Source organism: Aquicoccus sp. SU-CL01552 (assembly GCF_040365005.1).
Taxonomy (GTDB): Bacteria; Pseudomonadota; Alphaproteobacteria; order Rhodobacterales; family Rhodobacteraceae; genus Antarcticimicrobium.
This window is the reverse complement of record NZ_BAABWV010000001.1, coordinates 221,922-238,319: the sequence shown is the minus strand read 5'-3', so window position 1 is coordinate 238,319 and position 16,398 is coordinate 221,922. Positions and strand designations below refer to the sequence as shown.

At 66.4% G+C, this 16,398-nt stretch carries 15 protein-coding genes; 8 read left to right on the top strand and 7 right to left on the bottom strand.

The genetic code is table 11. The features are described 5' to 3' along the window. Window positions 1-163 precede the first annotated feature (163 nt). Complete coding sequence (locus ABWV23_RS01160; RefSeq protein ID WP_353344063.1) at window positions 164-2,584, top strand: GcvT family protein; 2,421 nt, start codon at window positions 164-166, stop codon at window positions 2,582-2,584. A gap of 10 nt (window positions 2,585-2,594) precedes the next feature. On the opposite strand, the gene ABWV23_RS01155 is transcribed toward ABWV23_RS01160, so the two are convergent. The 5 genes from ABWV23_RS01155 to ABWV23_RS01135 form a co-directional block, all read right to left on the bottom strand. Further along, on the bottom strand, window positions 2,595-4,229 hold the full coding sequence (locus tag ABWV23_RS01155) for an MFS transporter (RefSeq protein WP_353344061.1): 1,635 nt from the start codon (window positions 4,227-4,229) through the stop codon (window positions 2,595-2,597). Next, entirely contained in the window at window positions 4,226-5,533 is a 1,308-nt protein-coding gene (locus tag ABWV23_RS01150) for an HlyC/CorC family transporter (RefSeq protein WP_353344059.1), read from the bottom strand. Before ABWV23_RS01150 ends, ABWV23_RS01155 begins: the two co-directional genes overlap by 4 nt. A gap of 71 nt (window positions 5,534-5,604) precedes the next feature. Next, window positions 5,605-6,558: a site-specific tyrosine recombinase XerD gene (locus ABWV23_RS01145; protein ID WP_353344057.1), complete on the bottom strand. Its 954-nt coding sequence runs from the start codon at window positions 6,556-6,558 to the stop codon at window positions 5,605-5,607. A gap of 1 nt (window position 6,559) precedes the next feature. After that, window positions 6,560-8,086 (bottom strand): hypothetical protein, encoded by a 1,527-nt coding sequence (locus ABWV23_RS01140; protein WP_353344055.1) that lies wholly within the window; start codon window positions 8,084-8,086, stop codon window positions 6,560-6,562. Then, window positions 8,076-8,225: a hypothetical protein gene (locus tag ABWV23_RS01135; RefSeq protein ID WP_353344053.1), complete on the bottom strand. Its 150-nt coding sequence runs from the start codon at window positions 8,223-8,225 to the stop codon at window positions 8,076-8,078. The genes ABWV23_RS01140 and ABWV23_RS01135 overlap by 11 nt, the downstream gene beginning before the upstream one ends. A gap of 83 nt (window positions 8,226-8,308) precedes the next feature. On the opposite strand from ABWV23_RS01135, the gene ABWV23_RS01130 reads away from it, so the two are divergent. Next, window positions 8,309-8,923 (top strand): shikimate kinase, encoded by a 615-nt coding sequence (locus tag ABWV23_RS01130; RefSeq protein WP_353344051.1) that lies wholly within the window; start codon window positions 8,309-8,311, stop codon window positions 8,921-8,923. Further along, entirely contained in the window at window positions 8,920-10,032 is a 1,113-nt protein-coding gene (aroB, locus tag ABWV23_RS01125; RefSeq protein ID WP_353344049.1) for a 3-dehydroquinate synthase, read from the top strand. Before ABWV23_RS01130 ends, aroB begins: the two co-directional genes overlap by 4 nt. Window positions 10,033-10,045: 13 nt before the next feature. Here aroB and ABWV23_RS01120 read toward each other — a convergent pair whose 3' ends face one another. Together ABWV23_RS01120 and ssb are read right to left on the bottom strand one after the other, a co-directional pair. Continuing rightward, window positions 10,046-11,116: a site-2 protease family protein gene (locus ABWV23_RS01120; protein WP_353344047.1), complete on the bottom strand. Its 1,071-nt coding sequence runs from the start codon at window positions 11,114-11,116 to the stop codon at window positions 10,046-10,048. Window positions 11,117-11,175: 59 nt separating this feature from the next. Beyond that, a complete protein-coding gene (gene ssb, locus ABWV23_RS01115; RefSeq protein ID WP_353344045.1) occupies window positions 11,176-11,703 on the bottom strand; it encodes a single-stranded DNA-binding protein in 528 nt (175 codons plus the stop codon). A gap of 212 nt (window positions 11,704-11,915) precedes the next feature. Here ssb and ABWV23_RS01110 point away from each other — a divergent pair, with 212 nt between their 5' ends. The 5 genes from ABWV23_RS01110 to ABWV23_RS01090 all read left to right on the top strand — a co-directional run bounded on the left by ABWV23_RS01110 (window position 11,916) and on the right by ABWV23_RS01090 (window position 16,278). Continuing rightward, window positions 11,916-12,506: a lytic transglycosylase domain-containing protein gene (locus tag ABWV23_RS01110; protein ID WP_353344043.1), complete on the top strand. Its 591-nt coding sequence runs from the start codon at window positions 11,916-11,918 to the stop codon at window positions 12,504-12,506. 105 nt (window positions 12,507-12,611) lie between these two features. Further along, a complete protein-coding gene (locus ABWV23_RS01105) occupies window positions 12,612-13,754 on the top strand; it encodes a cytochrome-c peroxidase (RefSeq protein ID WP_353344041.1) in 1,143 nt (380 codons plus the stop codon). A gap of 232 nt (window positions 13,755-13,986) precedes the next feature. Further along, window positions 13,987-14,337, top strand: a complete 351-nt coding sequence (locus ABWV23_RS01100) for a hypothetical protein (protein ID WP_353344039.1) — start codon at window positions 13,987-13,989, stop codon at window positions 14,335-14,337. Between the two features lie 649 nt (window positions 14,338-14,986). Continuing rightward, the gene (locus ABWV23_RS01095) at window positions 14,987-15,940 is read left to right on the top strand and encodes a DnaJ C-terminal domain-containing protein (RefSeq protein ID WP_353344037.1); all 954 of its coding nucleotides are present in this window, start codon (window positions 14,987-14,989) and stop codon (window positions 15,938-15,940) included. Continuing rightward, complete coding sequence (locus ABWV23_RS01090) at window positions 15,937-16,278, top strand: chaperone modulator CbpM (RefSeq protein ID WP_353344035.1); 342 nt, start codon at window positions 15,937-15,939, stop codon at window positions 16,276-16,278. The genes ABWV23_RS01095 and ABWV23_RS01090 overlap by 4 nt, the downstream gene beginning before the upstream one ends. Window positions 16,279-16,398: the final 120 nt, after the last annotated feature.

Below are 16,398 nucleotides of genomic sequence, written 5' to 3'. Positions count from 1 at the left end.
TTGCCCGAATACGACGAGAAGTGTCGCTGGGGGACAGGAGACTTTGGGGAATTCCCGCCCCGTTTTGTACGGTTGCGACCGGAAATGTCGCCGGGTGGCGATCCGGCGGGCGGCGGCGCGGGCAGGCTGGCGGTCAGCGAAACCGGCCCAGGGAGCCCACCTCATGCGGAACCACGCACAGGCCGTCGTGATCGGCGGCGGCGTCATCGGATGCTCGATCCTTTACCACCTGACCAAACTGGGATGGACCGACGTGGTCCTCTTGGAGCGCGACGAGCTGACCAGCGGGTCCACCTGGCATGCCGCCGCCAATATCCACGGGCTGCATGACAACACCAACATCAGCCGCATCCAGCATTACACCATGTCCCTCTACAAGGAACTGGAGGAGGAGACCGGGCAGGGCTGTGGCGTGTTCCAGCCCGGCTCGCTTTACCTCGCGCAGACGCAGGCGCGCGAGCACCAGTTGCGGCTGCAGGCGGCCAAGGCGAAGCTGTACGGCATGAACTTCCACGAGGTCAGCCGCGACGAGGCCGAGCGGCTGCATCCGCTGGTCGATTTCACCGGCATCCGCTGCATCATGTGGGAACCCGACGGCGGCAACGTCGATCCCTCGGGCGTGACCCAGGCCTATGCCGCGGGGGCAAGGGCGCGGGGGGCGGAGATCCATCGGTTCACCCCGGTGACGGCGACCGAGGCGCAACCGGACGGATCGTGGATCGTGCGCACGCCCAAGGGCGAGATCCGCACCGACTGGGTGATCAACGCCGCCGGGCTCTGGGGCCGCGAGGTGGCGGCACTGGCCGGGCTGACGCTGCCGCTGCAACCGACCGAGCACCAGTATTTTGTGACCGAGACCATTGCCGAGATCGCCGCACTGGACCGGCGGCTGCCCTCGGTCGCGGACCGCGACGGCGAGTATTACCTGCGGCAGGAGGGGCAGGGCTTGCTGGTCGGCGCCTATGAGCGCGACATGCGGTTCTGGGCCGAGGCGGGCACGCCGCTGGATTTTGCGCATGACCTGTTCCCCGACGACCTGGAGCGGATCGAGGAAAACATGATGCGCGCCATCGACCGGGTGCCGGCGGTGGGCGCGGCAGGTATCAAGCGAGTGATCAACGGGCCCATGATCTGGTCGCCGGATGCCAACGTGCTATTTGGCCCGGTGCCCGAGATGACGGGCTATTTCTGCTGCAACGGCATCATTCCGGGGTTCAGCCAGTCGGGCGGCATGGGGTTGATGGCGGCGCAATGGATCGTCGAGGGCGAGACCAGGTACGACATGTTCGCCTGGGACATGGCGCGGTTCGGCGATTGGGCCGATACAGCCTTTACCAAGGCGCGGGTGCGGGATGTCTATGCCCACCGCTTCTCGATCCATTTCCCGAACGAGGAGCGTGCGGCGGGGCGGCCGGCGCGCACTCGGCCGGTGTATGACATGCAGCAACGGATGGGCGCTGTCTTTGGCCTGAATGCGGGCTGGGAGCATCCGTTGTGGTTCGCGGATGAGCCCGGCGCGCAGGACAGCAACGGCTTTACCCGGCAGAACTGGTGGGGGCCGGTGGGCGATGAATGCCGAATGCTGCGCGATCGGGCCGGGATCATCGATATCTCCAACTTTGCCAAGTACCGCGTGGCGGGGCCGGGGGCCGAGGATTGGCTGAACGCGCTGTTCGCCAATCGGATGCCGACGCGCGTGGGCCGGTCCTGCCTGACGCCGCTGATCGGCAAGCGGGGCGGGATCGCGGGGGATTTCACCGTGACCCGGCTGGGCGAAGAGGAGTTCTGGGTGATCGGATCGGGGATGGCGGAACGCTATCACCAGCGGTTCTTCCGCGCGGTGCCGTTGCCCGAGGGGACGGTGTTCGAGAGCCTGACCGAGGCGGTCTGCGGCTTCAACGTCGCCGGGCCGACATCGCGCGAGATGCTGCAGCGGCTGACCAATGCCTCGCTGGAAACGGCGGAGTTTCCGTTCATGGCGAGCCGGCGGATCGAACTGGGCGGCGTCGATTGCCTTGCGCTGCGGGTGTCCTTTACCGGCGACTTGGGGTGGGAGCTGCATTGCGTGGCAGAGGAACAGGTGCGGCTCTATTCGGCCCTGATCGAGGCCGGGCGCGCGGTGGGCGCGGGGCCGGTGGGCAGCCGGGCGCTGATGAGCCTGCGGATCGAAAAGGGTTATGGCTCCTGGGGGCGGGAATACAGCCCGGAGTATTGGCCGCAAGAGGTCGGGCTGGACCGGTTGGTCAAGCTGGACAAGGATTTCCTGAACAAGGCCGCTGTTGAGGGCACGCTGGCAAATCCGCCGCGCGAACAGTTGGTCCTGCTGGCGCTGGAGGAGGCGGACGTGACCGCCTCGGACGCGGATGCCACCGGGGGTGAGCCGATTTTCAAGGATGGCGAGGGCATCGGGCGGGTCACTTCGGGCGCCTACGGGTATTCGGTGGGGATGTCGCTGGCGCTGGGGTACGTGAGGGGCGCCGGGCCGGGGGACGCGGTGGATGTGATGGTGCTGGGCCGTCCGCACCGCGCGCGCATCCTGACCGCGCCGCCATTCGATCCCACCGGCGCGCGGCTGAGGGCGTGATCGGGGCGCGTCAGTCCGGGGTGCGCAGGGGCGAGTTCTGGACCACGACCACGGCCAGCAGCGGCAGCGCCACGGTGATCAGCGCCACGGTGATCAGGAGCCAGCCCAGTTGCGAATAATCCGCCGGGGTGACCAGCGCGCCGGCCTCGTCGCGCACCTCGCGCGTGACGGTGAAGATCTCGTTCATGTAGCGGGTGCCGAGGCTGCTGGCCGAGAGCGCCAGGTTGGTGAAGGAGGCCATGACCGCAAAGAACGTCGCCTTGAGGTTTTCCGGCGCGTTGCGGGCGATCCAGGCCAGCATCGGGATCATCGCGATCTGGCCCAGCGGGCTTTCCACCGCGGCGTCGATGATGGCGATGAAGCGGGCGTCCACGATGCCGCCGGTCAGCGCGGCGGTCCAGGTCTGGACCCCGTAGAACAGCCCGATGTTGGGCAGCGACAGCAGCCCCGCCGCCAGCGACAGCAGCACCACGATATAGACGATGGAATGGTTGGCCATCAGCGGGCGGAGCACGAACATGCCCACCAGCGTAAGCATTGAGATGATCAGCGACAGCACCGCGAGGAACTGTTGGTCGAACCCCAGCTCGTCGATGGTGAACCAGGTCGCGCCGGCGCCGGGAAGCGGTGTCGCGCGGAAGATGAAGATGATGATCGCGGTGCCGATCAGCGCGCGGGCCTTGGCCGGCTCCAGCACGGCGATGAGCTGGCGCATGAGAAACAGCACCACCGCCATCGAGCCGGCAAAGATGATTTCCTGCGAATAGGGCATGTCGGACAGGCCGACCGTCAGTGTCACCGCGACGAACAGACCGCCGCCGATGAAATAGGACCAGTTGGGTTTGACCGCGCCACTCTCGGGGGCGAACTGTGCCTCGGCCTCGGTGCGGCTGATCCCCCGGGCGACCAGCGCGGCGATGTGGCGCCGTTGCTGGATCATGGCGAGGATCACCCCGGAGACCGAGATCACCGGGATCGCCAGCCCCATCAGGTAGACCCGGCCATAGACGGCGCCCTGTTCGGCCAGCGGCAGCGCCTCGATCCCCGAGAACAGCGTGATGTTGAGCGCGGCGACCACCGTCAATGCGCCGATCAGCGCGACGCGGCCCAGCGTCTGCATGGTGGTATGCTGGGCGCGCAGGGTGTCGTCGTCCAGCGGCGCGCCGGTGGCGTCGAGTTTCGGCACCGCCTCGACCGAGAGCGCGTCGGCCACCGAATCCTGGATCACGTAGCCGCAAGGCGACAGCAGCGAAGCGAGCACGAACCAGGCCGTCACCGGCATCACCTCGGTCATCCAGGGGGTGCGGTTGGCGAGCCCGTACATGATGGTGAAACTGGCCGCGATCAGCCCGGCGCCGATGAACACCAAAACCCATCGCCATCGCCACATCAGGTCGACAAGGTGGCCCATCGGCATCTTGAGCGCCCAGGGCAGTCCGGTCCAGAAGGCGAGGCCGGCCACGAACGCCGCCGAGACATCAAGGTAATCCTTGATGAAGAAGGTGCCGACGACGCTGGTGATCCCCGAGGCGCCATAGGCGAAATAGACCATCAGCGGCGGCAGGAACGACCAGCGCAGCTGGCGGGCCAGATCGAACACGACCGCGTCGATCCAGCCGCGCAGCGCGCCCAGATGGCCGGTCATAGCGGTCGGATCTTGAGCGCGGTGACGCGGTTGCCCTCGCGCTCCATCACCTCGAAGCGGAAATGGTGGAACGAGAACACCTGCCCGACGGTCGGGATCATCTGCGCCTCGTGGATGACCAGCCCGGCGACGGTGTTGGCCTCGTCATCGGGAAGCTGCCAGTCGGTGGCGCGGTTGAGGTCGCGGATCGTCATGGCGCCATCGACAAGGTATTGCCCGTCCTCGGTCTTGCGGACCGGGTGGTCGGCGTCGACGTCGAACTCGTCGGTGATCTCGCCGACGATCTCCTCGAGGATGTCCTCGAGCGTGATCAGCCCCTGCAGCGAGCCGTATTCATCGACCACCAGCCCGAAATGCGACCGCATCCGCAGGAACTGTCGCATCTGGTCGTCCAGTGTCGTGGTCTCGGGGACGAAATAGGGCGGCTTGGCCACGTCGGTGATCTGGAACCCGCGCAACGCGTCGGGCGTTCCGTCGGGGCCGCCGATCCGCTTGTACATGGCGCGCAGCAGGTCCTTGGCGTGGATCACGCCGATGATGTTCTCAGGCTCGTCGCGGAACACCGGCAGCCGGGTATGGGGGCTGTTGACGCATTGGGCAAAGATGTCCTGCGGGGCGGATGCGGCGTCGATCATCTCGATCCCCGAGCGGTGCAGCATGATCTCTTCGACGGTGCGGTCGCCAAGGTCGAGCGCCCCGAGGATGCGGTCGCGGTCCTCTTTCTCGACCACCCCCTCGGAATGGCCCAGTTGCAGCGCGCCGGCGATCTCCTCGCGCACGGCGAGCACCTGGCTGTCGGGGTCGATGCGCACGCCGAACACCCGCAGCACCGCGCGCACCAGCAGCCGCACCGCGGCGACGATGGGGGAAAAGACGGTGACGATGACGCCGATCAGCGGCGCGACGGCGGCGGCGGCCTTTTCCGAGTTGGTGATCGCATAGGTCTTTGGCAGCACCTCGGCAAAGATCAGCACCAGAAAGGTCATCACCAGCGTCGCCAGCGCCACGCCGCTTTCGCCAAAGACCCGGGTAAACAGCGCGGTCGCCAGCGAGGCAGCAAGGATGTTGACGAGGTTGTTGCCCAGAAGCACCGAACCGATCAGCCGTTCGTTGTCCTCGGTGATGCGCAGCGCCTTTTCAGCCCCGCGCGATCCCTTGTCGGCCTGCGCGCGCAGTTTCCCGCGCGAAGCGGCGGTCAGCGCGGTTTCGGAACCGGAAAAGAACCCCGAGAGGATCAGCAGCAACAGAATGCCGCCCACCGTTCCCCAGAAAGCGGTGTCGAGGTGGGTCGAGATGGTCTCCATCGGAATAGAATGCCCTTTGTCCTGCATTCGGTTATGGGGATGGACCGGGCGGTTATCAAGACCGCGTCGGGTCAGTTCCCGTCTTTGCGGGGCTGCGCCAGCGGATGATGCTCCAGCACCAGTTCCGAAAGGCGCTCGTCCAGCACATGGGTATAGATCTCGGTGGTGGATATATCGGCGTGTCCCAGCAGCGTCTGGATCGCGCGCAGGTCGGCGCCATTGGCCAGAAGATGGGTGGCAAAGGCGTGGCGCAGGGTGTGTGGCGTGACCCGGGCCGGATCGACACCGCCGGTGACCGCCAGTTCCTTGATCAGCAGGTAGAAGCGGTGCCGCGTCAGGTGGCCGGATTTTCCGCGCGACGGGAACAGGAACGGCGACGGGGCGGCGCCCTTGGCCACGGCTTTCTCGTCGGTCGCGTCGCGTTCGGCCAGCCATGTGGCCAGCGCAGCCCGCGCCGGCGGTGACAGCGGCACCATCCGCTCCTTGTCGCCCTTGCCGCGCACCAGCAGCATGTTGGGATCGCCGCGCGCGGCGGCGGCGGGCAGCGAGACCAATTCGCTCACCCGCATGCCGGTGGCATAGAGCAGCTCCATCAGGCAGGTGTTGCGCAGCCGGTCCGCCGGGCTGCGCCCGGTTTCCCGCGCTGCCGCCAGCAGCCTGTCGACATCCGGCACGTCGAGGGTTTTGGGCAACCGCTTGTCACGTCCGGGGCCGCGAATCTGGATCGCCGGGCTGTCGGCGCGCCAGCCCTCCTCGAAGGCAAAGCGGTACAGCTGCCTGATCGCCGAGAGCCGCCGAGCGCGGGTGGCGCGCGACAGCCCTTGCGCATCGCAATCGACCAGATAGGCCTCGATCACGGCGCGGTCGGCGCTGGCAAAGTCGCTGTTGCGCCGGTCGAGCCAGCCGGCGAAATCCTTGAGGTCACGGCCATAGGCCAGTTGGGTGTTGGTGGCCGCGCCCAGTTCCGCCGCCTGCGCCTCCAGAAAGCCGCTGATCCAGCCGGCGTGATCCGAGGGGGCCGCCATCTCAGGTCCGGCCGATCAGCATCAGTTGCAGCGCGCCACGCCGCGCGGTGTCTTCGAGCCCGATGGCGCGCAGGGTCGCCAGCGCGGCGGTGAGGTCGGCGGGATTGCCGCGCGCGCCGCTGTCGAACAAGGAGATTCCGCGCAGGATCACCTCGCCCAGGCGGCCGTCGTCGAGGGCGGTCCGAACCTCCTGCGGGGGCTGAGCGGTGCCGGAGAACCCCTCGGATATGGCCTGCGCCCGGTCGTTCGGCGGTACCGCGTCACCGGGCGCGCCCTGGGCCAGCTTGGCAAGGAAAACGGTGTCTCCCCCGTCATCCGGCGGGGTGCGCGCGGCGGTCTCGTATCCGGGCGACAGCAACCGGACGCGCCAGGCCAGCGCCCCGACCGCGCCGGTCAGCGGGTAGGCGGCCAGACGGTCGGCGAAGAGATTGGCAAAGGGCACCTCGAGCCCGGCGGCGCGGACCTGTTTCCAGACGGCGGGCAAGGTCTTCGTCACCGCCTCGGCGCTGCCGGTGTTCAGCGCGGTATCGAACCGTTGCACCGCCGCGACCCGGTCCCAGACCCCGCCCGAGGCCGCCGGGGCGCGTTCGGTGTAAAGACCCAGAAGCTTGTTGGGATTGAGCGCGCCGATCCGGGTCAGACGCTCGGCGGCCTCGATCTGGGCCTTCCAGCCGGCCAGGTCACGCAGATCGGCATTGGCAAAGGCGCGCGGCAGGCGGGTGCTGGGCATCCGTTCGCCGATGGCCTCGAACAAGCGGAAGGTCAGCGGATCGGGGGAATCGGGGGCGGGCAGGGGCGGCGCCCCCTCGAAGATCTCGGGGCTGAGGAACCGGTCCAGCAGGTCAAGCTGGGCACGCGGCAACAGTTCCAGCGCATGGGCGGTTTCAAGCGTCAGCGCGGCGGTCTGCCAGTCGCCGGCGCGCAGCGTGCAAAAGATCGTCGCGGCGAAATCCGGGGCCAGGTGCGGCTGTGCCTCGAGCGCGGCGCAGCTGTCGTCCTCCTGCCCGACCAGGAGCGTGGCGTCGAACCAGCGCCGGAACAGCGCCCGCGACCGGGGCGGGCCGGCAATCTCGGTCAGGGCCAGGGCTGGATCGGTGGCGCCAAGGTCGATCAGCCGGTCGATCTGGGCCAGCAACAGCGACTCGGCCGCCTGCCGCGAGGCCCCCGGCGGCGGGCGTTTCTCGGCCAGCAGCAGGGTATAGAACAGCGCCTGCATCGCCGGGCTGGTCTCGACCGGGGCGGATTTGATCAGGCGGGCCAGTTGCCGTGCATCGCTGCCGCGCCACAGATCGACCGGCAGCCCGGTGATATCGGGCGGTACCAGCCCGACCGGCGGCGCCAGTTCCTCCAGCGCGCTGACCTCGATCTCGGGGCCAAGGGCATGTTCGGCCACCGGCGGTTCCAGCAGCACCGGTCCGGGCAGGGACGACGGGTGGGCCTGACCCAGCCAGTCGATCGCCGAAAGCGGTTCCTCGGCGGTGGCGGCCAACGGCAGCCATAGTGCGACCAGCGCGACCCTAGTTCGCATGCAGCGTCACCGGTTGCCGGATCTCGGCGCGCGGCGGCGAGAAATCGGCACCGAACCACGGCCCCAGATATGCGTAGATCACCAAGCCGATCGCGGCGAGAATAAGAAGGTAGAACAAGTACTTGATCAAGCGCCCCATGAGTGTTCCCTCTGCCCGTGCCTCTGCCGTTTTGCTCAACTTATATATGGCCTTTTGGGCAAGATCACGTCATTCACTACAGAATGAGCGAAATTGAGCATAGTGTCGCCAAATCGAGCACGGTTGCGCCCGCCGGAGACGGCGCCGGCCGGCCCGGGCGGCTGAAAAAGACCATCGTCATGGTCGGCATGATGGGGGCGGGCAAGACCGCAGTCGGCCGCGCCCTGGCCGCAAGGCTGGGGGTGCCGTTCCTCGACAGCGATCACGAGATCGAAGAGGCGGCCAACATGACCATCCCGGAGATCTTCGCGCGCGACGGCGAGGCCTTCTTTCGCAAGAAAGAGGCCCAGGTGATCGCCCGGCTGCTGGTGGACGCGCGCGGCGTGCTGTCTACCGGGGGCGGCGCCTTTCTGTCGGCCGAGAACCGAAAGACGATCTCGGACAAGGGCGTCTCGGTCTGGCTGAACGCGGATCTGCCGGTGCTGTGGGGCCGGGTGCGCCACCGCGACACCCGCCCGTTGTTGAAAACCCCCGACCCGAAGGCGACGCTGCGCGATCTTTACGAACAGCGCGTGCCGTTCTACGCCGAGGCCGATCTTGCCGTGGTCTCGGATGCGCAGGTCTCGGTCGAGGGGATGGTGGACCGGGTGCTGGCCGCGCTGGCCACGCGCCCCGATGTATTGGAGCCGGAAGAATGACGGAATGCGTCCATGTAGCGTTGGGCGATCGGGCCTATGACGTGCAGATCGGCCCGGGCCTGATCGATGAGGCGGGCGCGCGCATTGCGCCGCTGCTGGCGCGGCCACGGGTGGCGGTGCTGACCGACGAGACGGTCGCCGCGCTGCATCTCGAGGCGCTGCGCGCCGGGCTGGCCGCCGCCGGGGTCGAGATGGTGGCGCTGGCGCTGTCGCCGGGAGAGGCGACCAAGGGCTGGCCGCAGTTCACCCGCGCCGTCGAATGGCTGCTGGAGCAGAAGGTCGAGCGGCGCGATATTGTCGTCGCCCTGGGCGGCGGGGTGATCGGCGACCTGGCCGGGTTCGCCGCATCGGTGCTGCGCCGGGGCGTGCGCTTTGTCCAGATCCCGACCTCCCTGCTGGCGCAGGTCGACAGTTCGGTCGGGGGCAAGACCGGGATCAACACGGCGCAGGGCAAGAACTTGGTCGGCGCCTTTCACCAGCCGTCGCTGGTGCTGGCCGATACCGCCGTGCTGAACACGCTGACTCCGCGCGATTTCCTGGCCGGCTACGGCGAGGTGATCAAGTACGGGATGCTGGGGGACGCGGAGTTCTTTGCTTGGCTTGAGGCCGAGGGGCCGGCTCTGGCCGCCGGCGACATGAGTGCGCGGGTGCGGGCGGTGACCCGGTCGGTGCAGATGAAGGCCGATATCGTCGTGCGCGACGAGACCGAGCAGGGCGACCGCGCGCTGCTCAATCTCGGGCATACGTTCTGCCATGCGCTGGAGGCGGCGACGGGTTATTCCGACCGGCTGCTGCATGGCGAGGGGGTGGCGATCGGCTGCGCGCTGGCCTTCGAGCTGTCGGCGCGGTTGGGCCTGTGTTCGCAGGAGGACCCGAGCCGGGTGCGGGCGCATCTGCGCGCGATGGGGACAAAGGTGGACTTGGCCGACATTCCGGGCGATCTGCCGGATGCCGCCGGGCTGTGCGATCTGATGGCGCAGGACAAGAAGGTGGTGGACGGTCAGCTCCGCTTTATCCTCGCGCGCGGAATCGGCGAGGCCTTTGTCACCTCGGACGTGCCGGGCGAGGCGGTGCGCGAATTGTTGCAGGACGCGTTGGCGGCGCGGTGAGGGGGGCCGCCGCTCAGCGGCCGTTGATCACCATCAGCTCGCCGACGTTCTCGCGGGTGATATAGCCGATCATGTTGCCCTTGCTGTCGGTTACCGTCACCGCCGGCGCCCCCTGGTAGAGCGCGTTCAGCACCTTTTCCAACCGGGTGGTCAAGGTCATGCTGGGGATTCCGGTGGTCATGATCTCCGAGACCGGGCGGCTTCGCGGCCCTTCCTGCGCGAGGGCGGCGAACAGCGCGGTCCGGGTGACGAAGCCCAGAAAGGTGCCGTCGATCCCGATCACCGGAAATTCGTGCTGGGTGGTATGCACCAGCGCCGAGGTGGCGGCCTGAAGGGTATCCTCGGGGGTGAGGCTTTCGAAACTGGTGATGGTGGCGTCGCGCGCGACCAGCTGCCGGGCCACGGCGCGCATCGCCACATCCTGGCTTTCGGCATTGGCGGCGATGAAGACGAAGACCGCGATCAGGATCAGCATCGGGTTGCCGCTGCTCAACCCGGCGAAGCCGAACAGCAGCGCCACGATCTGCCCGGCGGCGGCCGCGATCCGCGTGGCGCGCACCCGGTTGGTGAACAGCGACAGAACCGCGCGGAACACGCGCCCGCCGTCCATCGGGAAGGCCGGGATCAGGTTAAACACGGCCAGGAACAGGTTGACGAAGGCCAGCCGCCCGAAAAAGTCGGGTCCGGTCAGGTCCGTCTCGCTGGCGATGTCGAAGCTCATGTCCACCCCAGCCAACATGAGCACCGCCCAGATCACCACGTTGACCATCGGGCCGGCCAGCGCGACGAGGATTTCATGCGTCGGTGTCTCGGGCATCCGTTCCAGCTGCGCCAACCCGCCGATCGGCAAAAGCGTGATGGTCGGCGTCTTGATGCCATAGCGGCGCGCGGTCAGCGCATGGCCGAACTCATGCGCCACCACGCAGGCAAACAGCGCGATCACGAAGACCACGTTTTCAAGCGCCGCCGGCCATCCGCCGTCGGCATAGGTGACATAGCCGATCCAGGCCAGCAGCAGGAAAAAGGTGACATGCACCCGAAGCTCGGATCCGAACAGCCTGCCGATGGAAAAAGACCAACCCATTTCAATGCCTTACGTCAAAAAAGTAAAGGGGCGCGCCAATCGGCCCGCCCCTGGATCCGCTAGAACGGGATTTCGTCGTCGTCGATGTTGCTCGACGGGCCGCCACCACCCGCAGCGGGAGCGCCGCCATAGGGGTCGCCGCCCTGAGGGCCGCTGTCGTAGCCGCCGCCGTAACCGCCGCCCTGGCTGCCGCCATAGCCGCCACCGCCCTGACTACCGCCGCCCTGGCCACCGTCGCGACCGTCCAGCATGGTCAGGGTCGAGCCGAAGCCCTGCAAGACCACCTCGGTGGAGTAGCGGTCCTGGCCGTTCTGGTCCTGCCATTTGCGGGTCTGCAACTGGCCTTCGATATAAACCTTCGATCCCTTGCGGAGGTACTGCTCGGCGACGCGCACCAGACCTTCGCTGAAGATCGCGACCGAGTGCCACTCGGTCCGTTCGCGGCGCTCGCCGGTGTTGCGATCCTTCCAGGTCTCGGAGGTGGCGATGCGCAGGTTGCACACCTTGCCGCCGTTCTGAAAGGTGCGCACCTCGGGGTCGCGGCCCAGGTTGCCGATGAGAATGACTTTGTTCACTGAGCCGGCCATGTAAGCCCCCGTCTTGTTTTGTCCGATTGTTGCCCGAATCTGTACGATCCTTGGAAGGGCACCCTATACCTCAGGCAGAGAGGTTGAAACATGGTTATCCGCGTCCGTTTGCCGGGTTTCGCCGACCCGGCGGGGTCGGGGGCGCGGCAACTTTCCTTTGTCGCGATAACCTGTATAGTTGCGCCGGATTTGACCATGTGAGGCAGGGCGGAATGCACAGGCTTGCGGTAGGGATTGCGGTGGCGGTCGGGCTGGCTATGCCGGCGGCGGCGGATATCTTTTCCACCCGCAGCCAGAAGAACCTGTTCAAGTCGCAGACCCGGGTTCTCGATACCCGTGCAGCGATCCAGTACAACGATTCCGTGCGTCTTCAGCCGCCAACGATCCACACCCCGAGCAAGTGGGGTTCGCTGCCCTATACCGGCAAGTACAAGGGGGAATACCTTGCGATGGCGCGCGCGGCGGCGCAGCGTCACAAGGTGCCCGAAGACCTGTTCCTGCGGCTGGTGCAACAGGAGTCGGGCTGGAACCCCAATGCGAAATCGCACAAGGGCGCGCTGGGGCTGGCACAGTTGATGCCCGAGACCGCCCGCCGGTTGGGGGTGGACCCGGCCGATCCGAAGCAAAACCTTGACGGCGGCGCGCGTTACCTGGCCAAGCAGTACCGCAATTTCAAATCCTGGCGGCTGGCCTTGGCGGCCTATAACGCGGGGCCTGCAGCGGTGCGCAAGCACGGCGGCGTGCCGCCCTATGACGAGACCCGAAATTACGTCAAGGCGATCTGGGGCAGTACGGACGGCTGATCCCGGTTCATCGGGCCCACTGGTCGATGACATCGGGCTATTTTCCGCCTCGCCATTCCTGACTATAACACTCTGGAAATTGAGTCGCGCGGTGGGAGTACGGGCATGAACTGGGCATTTCGGATTGGCTGTGCGGGCCTTGTCGTGACCACGACGGCCCTTGTCGCGCCGCTGATGGCCGCACCGGCCTATGAAAGCTGGGAAGCGTTGGGCGAGGCGCTGTTCTTTGATCCCGAGCTGTCGCGCGACCGGACCCAATCCTGTGCCACCTGCCACGACCCGGCCGCCGGCTTTGTCGATCCGCGCGAGACCGACCTGGGCCGGGCCGTTTCGTTGGGCGATGACGGGCATTCACTGGGCACGCGCAATGCGCCCACCGCCAGCTATGCCGCGCTGACGCCGCCGTTTCATCTGACCGCCGAGGGCAAATGGGCCGGCGGGCTGTTCCTGGACGGGCGCGCCGTGGACCTTGCGGAGCAGGCCGGGGGGCCGCCGCTGAACCCGGTGGAAATGGCGATGCCTGACAAGCCCGCCGTGGTGGCGCGGCTGCGGGAAAACCCGGACTACGTGGCGGCGCTGGAAGGGCTGGCCGGAGCGGATGTATTCGACGACGATGCGCGCGCCTATGATGCCATGACCCGGGCCATCGCCGCCTATGAGCGCACGCCGGAGTTTGCCCCTTTTGACAGCAAGTACGACCGGTACCTGCGCGGCGAATACCAGTTGACGCGGGAAGAGGACCTGGGGCGGTTGCTGTTCTTTTCGCAGCAGTTCACCAACTGCAACCTGTGCCACCAGCTCGGGACCAGCCCGGTGGACCCGGCAGAGAGTTTCACCAACTACGAGTATCACAACATCGGCGTGCCGGCGAACCCGAGGCTGGCGCATATGGCGGCACCGGACAAGGGGCTGCTGGACAACCCGCAGGTCGACGACCCGGCGCAGGCGGGCAAGTTCAAGGTGCCGACACTGCGCAACGTGGCAGTGACCGGCCCCTACATGCACAACGGCGTGTTCGAGGACCTGAGGACGGTGGTCCTGTTCTACAACAAATACAACAGCAAGGCGCAGGGGCGGCAGATCAACCCGGAGACCGGCGCGCCCTTTGGCCCGCCAGAGGTGGACGGCACGCTGTCGATGGAAGAGCTGACCACCGGCCCGGCGTTGGAGGACGATCGCATCGACGCGCTGGTGGCGTTCCTGAAAACGCTGACCGATGCGCGGTACGAGGATCTGCTGGAGGAGTAGGGCGCAGCGGCGGGCGTGACCGGGGGGCGGTGCGTTCGCCGATACATCGGCCACCGACCACACGCCATGGTGAAAGGCCACACGTCCATCGGTGCGGGCAAGAATTGGCACCGACTGGTCCTCGTGATCTTCGTCGCCTCCTTACTCTCGCATAGGGTGCGGAAATTTAGTTGCAAGAAACGCGGAAATTTAGTAATAAATGGAAATTGTAACGAGTATCTGGAGGGGAATAATGCATTTTAGAACCTTTTGCTTTCTTGCCGCCGGAATTGTTCTGGCCGGATGTATGGAAACAGCATCAGACGTTGAAATGGACCCGCTCAAGTCGCGACTGTCCGGCATGAACGGCGTGCATGAAACGGGCACCACGATCACGCTTCATCCGAACGGCCGCGTCACGGGCCAAACCGCGGGTGGGGATGAGATTGCCGGCGCCTGGGATGTCCGCAATAAACAGTATTGCCGCACCATCTCTTCTCCCGAGACGATCGCCGGGACGAGCTGCCAGGATGTTGTGTTTGAAGGCAGACAAGTTTCATTCATCAACGCAGACGGGTCGTCATCGACGTTTACGATGCAGTAACAAGAGGTTGGTTCCTCGGTCGCTCGTCTTTCGCCGCGGCACGTTCGAACGAAATGGACAGGCCACCGAGCGTGTTCGATGCCCCGAGGCATCGGGGCGGAAAGATTGCGGGCCGCTTACGCACGACCTGTCCGGGCAACACTTCAGGCGGGTGCGATCCGCCAAACCCCAGACAAGGTCGACCACAATGGGGGCTGGTCCGCCCCGTGCGACGACAGAAATCCGAATGACAAGGCGGCACCGTCAACGTTCCGTACCGAGATCCGCTGATATGCGGAGCGGCGGCACCTCATTTGCTTGGGACGTCGATACGCCGATCTTGGATTGTGGACTGCCATCCTCTGCGTTTGGCTGTCCCGTTCCCCTGTCCGGGCATTCGGGCCACGTGCTGCGGATGACCGGCTCTGCCCTGCCGAGGCCCCTTTCACTCCGCCGCGATCTTGATCACCGGCCCCATCTCGGCTGACTTGTCGTCGCTCTGGCGGCATTTTACCTGGTGGCCCTCGGCCAGGGGGCGTGACCAGGGGCGGGTGCGACATCGTCTACCTTGCCGGGTCCGCCTGGATGATCCAAGGGGTTATGCAAGGGTCGTATTGCATTGTAATCCCTACGACCTGCGATAGATGATTTACCAGATGCGGAGTGCAGAATGACCAAGGATCCCTATGCCGCTCTGGGCCTGTCCAAGGACGCCACCCCAGACCAGATCAAGAAGGCCTATCGCAAGATCGCGCGAACGTGCCATCCCGACCTGAACCCCGATGACCCCGCTGCCGAGGCGCGCTTCAAGGAGGCGGGGCAGGCCTATGACCTGCTCAAGGACCCGGAGCTGCGCCGGCGGTTCGATGCCGGGGAAATTGATGCGACGGGGGCCGAAAAGGCGCCGCGCGGTTATTACCGGGACGAGGCGCGCAGGCCGGAGAACCCCTATACCCAAAGCCGTACCGCCTCTGGCGGAAATCCGTTCGGCGCGGGGTTCGATGCGGATGATTTCTTTGCCCACTTCGCCCGCGGCCGGGGGGCCGCCGGACATGACGAGGGGTTTGGCCGCACGAGTTCGGGCGACTGGCCGGGGCAGGACACCCGATACCGTCTTGCGGTGCCGTTTCTGGATGCCGTGCGGGGGAGCAAGACCCGGATCACCCTGCCGGACGGAAGCGCGCTCGAGGTCAAGATCCCCGAGGGGGCGCATGACGGGCAGACCCTGCGTCTGCGCGGCAAGGGAGAGCCGGGCCTCGGGGCCGGGCGCCCCGGGGATGCCTTCATCACGCTGGACGTTACCCCGCACCCCGATTTCGAACGCGACGGTGACGACATCCTGGTGACCTTGCCGATCTCGATCGACGAGGCGATCCTGGGCGGCAAGGTTCCGGTCGCCACGGTGACGGGGGTGGTCAAGCTGACGGTGCCACCCGGTGCAAGTTCGGGGCAGGTGCTGAGGCTCAAGGGACGCGGGGTCAAGGGCCGGTCCGGCAAGGGCGATCAGCGGGTGACGCTGCGCATTGTCAGCCCGCCGAAGATCGACGACGAATTGAAACACTTCATGGAAGGCTGGCGGGCAAATCACGCCTATGACCCCCGCGCCGGAAAGGAGAGATCATGACCCACGCCTATGCCCCGGAGCAGGTGATCGAGCGCGTCACCGCACTGACCGCCGAGCGTCTGGACCTGTTCGAGCGTTTGCGCATCGTGACCCCGGTGATGACATCGGAGGGGCCGCGCTATCGCAAGCTGGACGTGCGCCGGATCACGCTGATCTGTGAATTGACCGATGATTTCGAAGTGAACGAGGATGCGCTGGTCATCATCATGTCACTGCTGGATCAACTCCACGGGGCGCAAAGCCAGCTCGAGCAGGTGGTGCGGGCGATCAGCGCGGAACCCGCCGAGATCAAGGCGCGGCTGTCGCAGCGGTTGCGCGAGCACGGCGTGCCGGACTGATCCGCGCCTTCGACACCGACATCCCCCCGGGATCGGCCCGATCCCCTTATGATTTCGGGCCGGTCCCGTTCGTCTGTTCTGGCTGTCGTGGCCGGCCCTGCGAGACCGGACTGATTTACC

Bases quoted from the DNA above. Each gene is read 5' to 3' on its own strand.
- ABWV23_RS01160 (WP_353344063.1), top strand. From the start codon at position 164: ATGCGGAACCACGCACAGGCCGTCGTGATCGGCGGCGGCGTCATCGGA.
- ABWV23_RS01155 (WP_353344061.1), bottom strand. From the start codon at position 4,229: ATGACCGGCCATCTGGGCGCGCTGCGCGGCTGGATCGACGCGGTCGTG.
- ABWV23_RS01150 (WP_353344059.1), bottom strand. From the start codon at position 5,533: ATGGAGACCATCTCGACCCACCTCGACACCGCTTTCTGGGGAACGGTG.
- ABWV23_RS01145 (WP_353344057.1), bottom strand. From the start codon at position 6,558: ATGGCGGCCCCCTCGGATCACGCCGGCTGGATCAGCGGCTTTCTGGAG.
- ABWV23_RS01140 (WP_353344055.1), bottom strand. From the start codon at position 8,086: ATGCGAACTAGGGTCGCGCTGGTCGCACTATGGCTGCCGTTGGCCGCC.
- ABWV23_RS01135 (WP_353344053.1), bottom strand. From the start codon at position 8,225: ATGGGGCGCTTGATCAAGTACTTGTTCTACCTTCTTATTCTCGCCGCG.
- ABWV23_RS01130 (WP_353344051.1), top strand. From the start codon at position 8,309: ATGAGCGAAATTGAGCATAGTGTCGCCAAATCGAGCACGGTTGCGCCC.
- aroB (WP_353344049.1), top strand. From the start codon at position 8,920: ATGACGGAATGCGTCCATGTAGCGTTGGGCGATCGGGCCTATGACGTG.
- ABWV23_RS01120 (WP_353344047.1), bottom strand. From the start codon at position 11,116: ATGGGTTGGTCTTTTTCCATCGGCAGGCTGTTCGGATCCGAGCTTCGG.
- ssb (WP_353344045.1), bottom strand. From the start codon at position 11,703: ATGGCCGGCTCAGTGAACAAAGTCATTCTCATCGGCAACCTGGGCCGC.
- ABWV23_RS01110 (WP_353344043.1), top strand. From the start codon at position 11,916: ATGCACAGGCTTGCGGTAGGGATTGCGGTGGCGGTCGGGCTGGCTATG.
- ABWV23_RS01105 (WP_353344041.1), top strand. From the start codon at position 12,612: ATGAACTGGGCATTTCGGATTGGCTGTGCGGGCCTTGTCGTGACCACG.
- ABWV23_RS01100 (WP_353344039.1), top strand. From the start codon at position 13,987: ATGCATTTTAGAACCTTTTGCTTTCTTGCCGCCGGAATTGTTCTGGCC.
- ABWV23_RS01095 (WP_353344037.1), top strand. From the start codon at position 14,987: ATGACCAAGGATCCCTATGCCGCTCTGGGCCTGTCCAAGGACGCCACC.
- ABWV23_RS01090 (WP_353344035.1), top strand. From the start codon at position 15,937: ATGACCCACGCCTATGCCCCGGAGCAGGTGATCGAGCGCGTCACCGCA.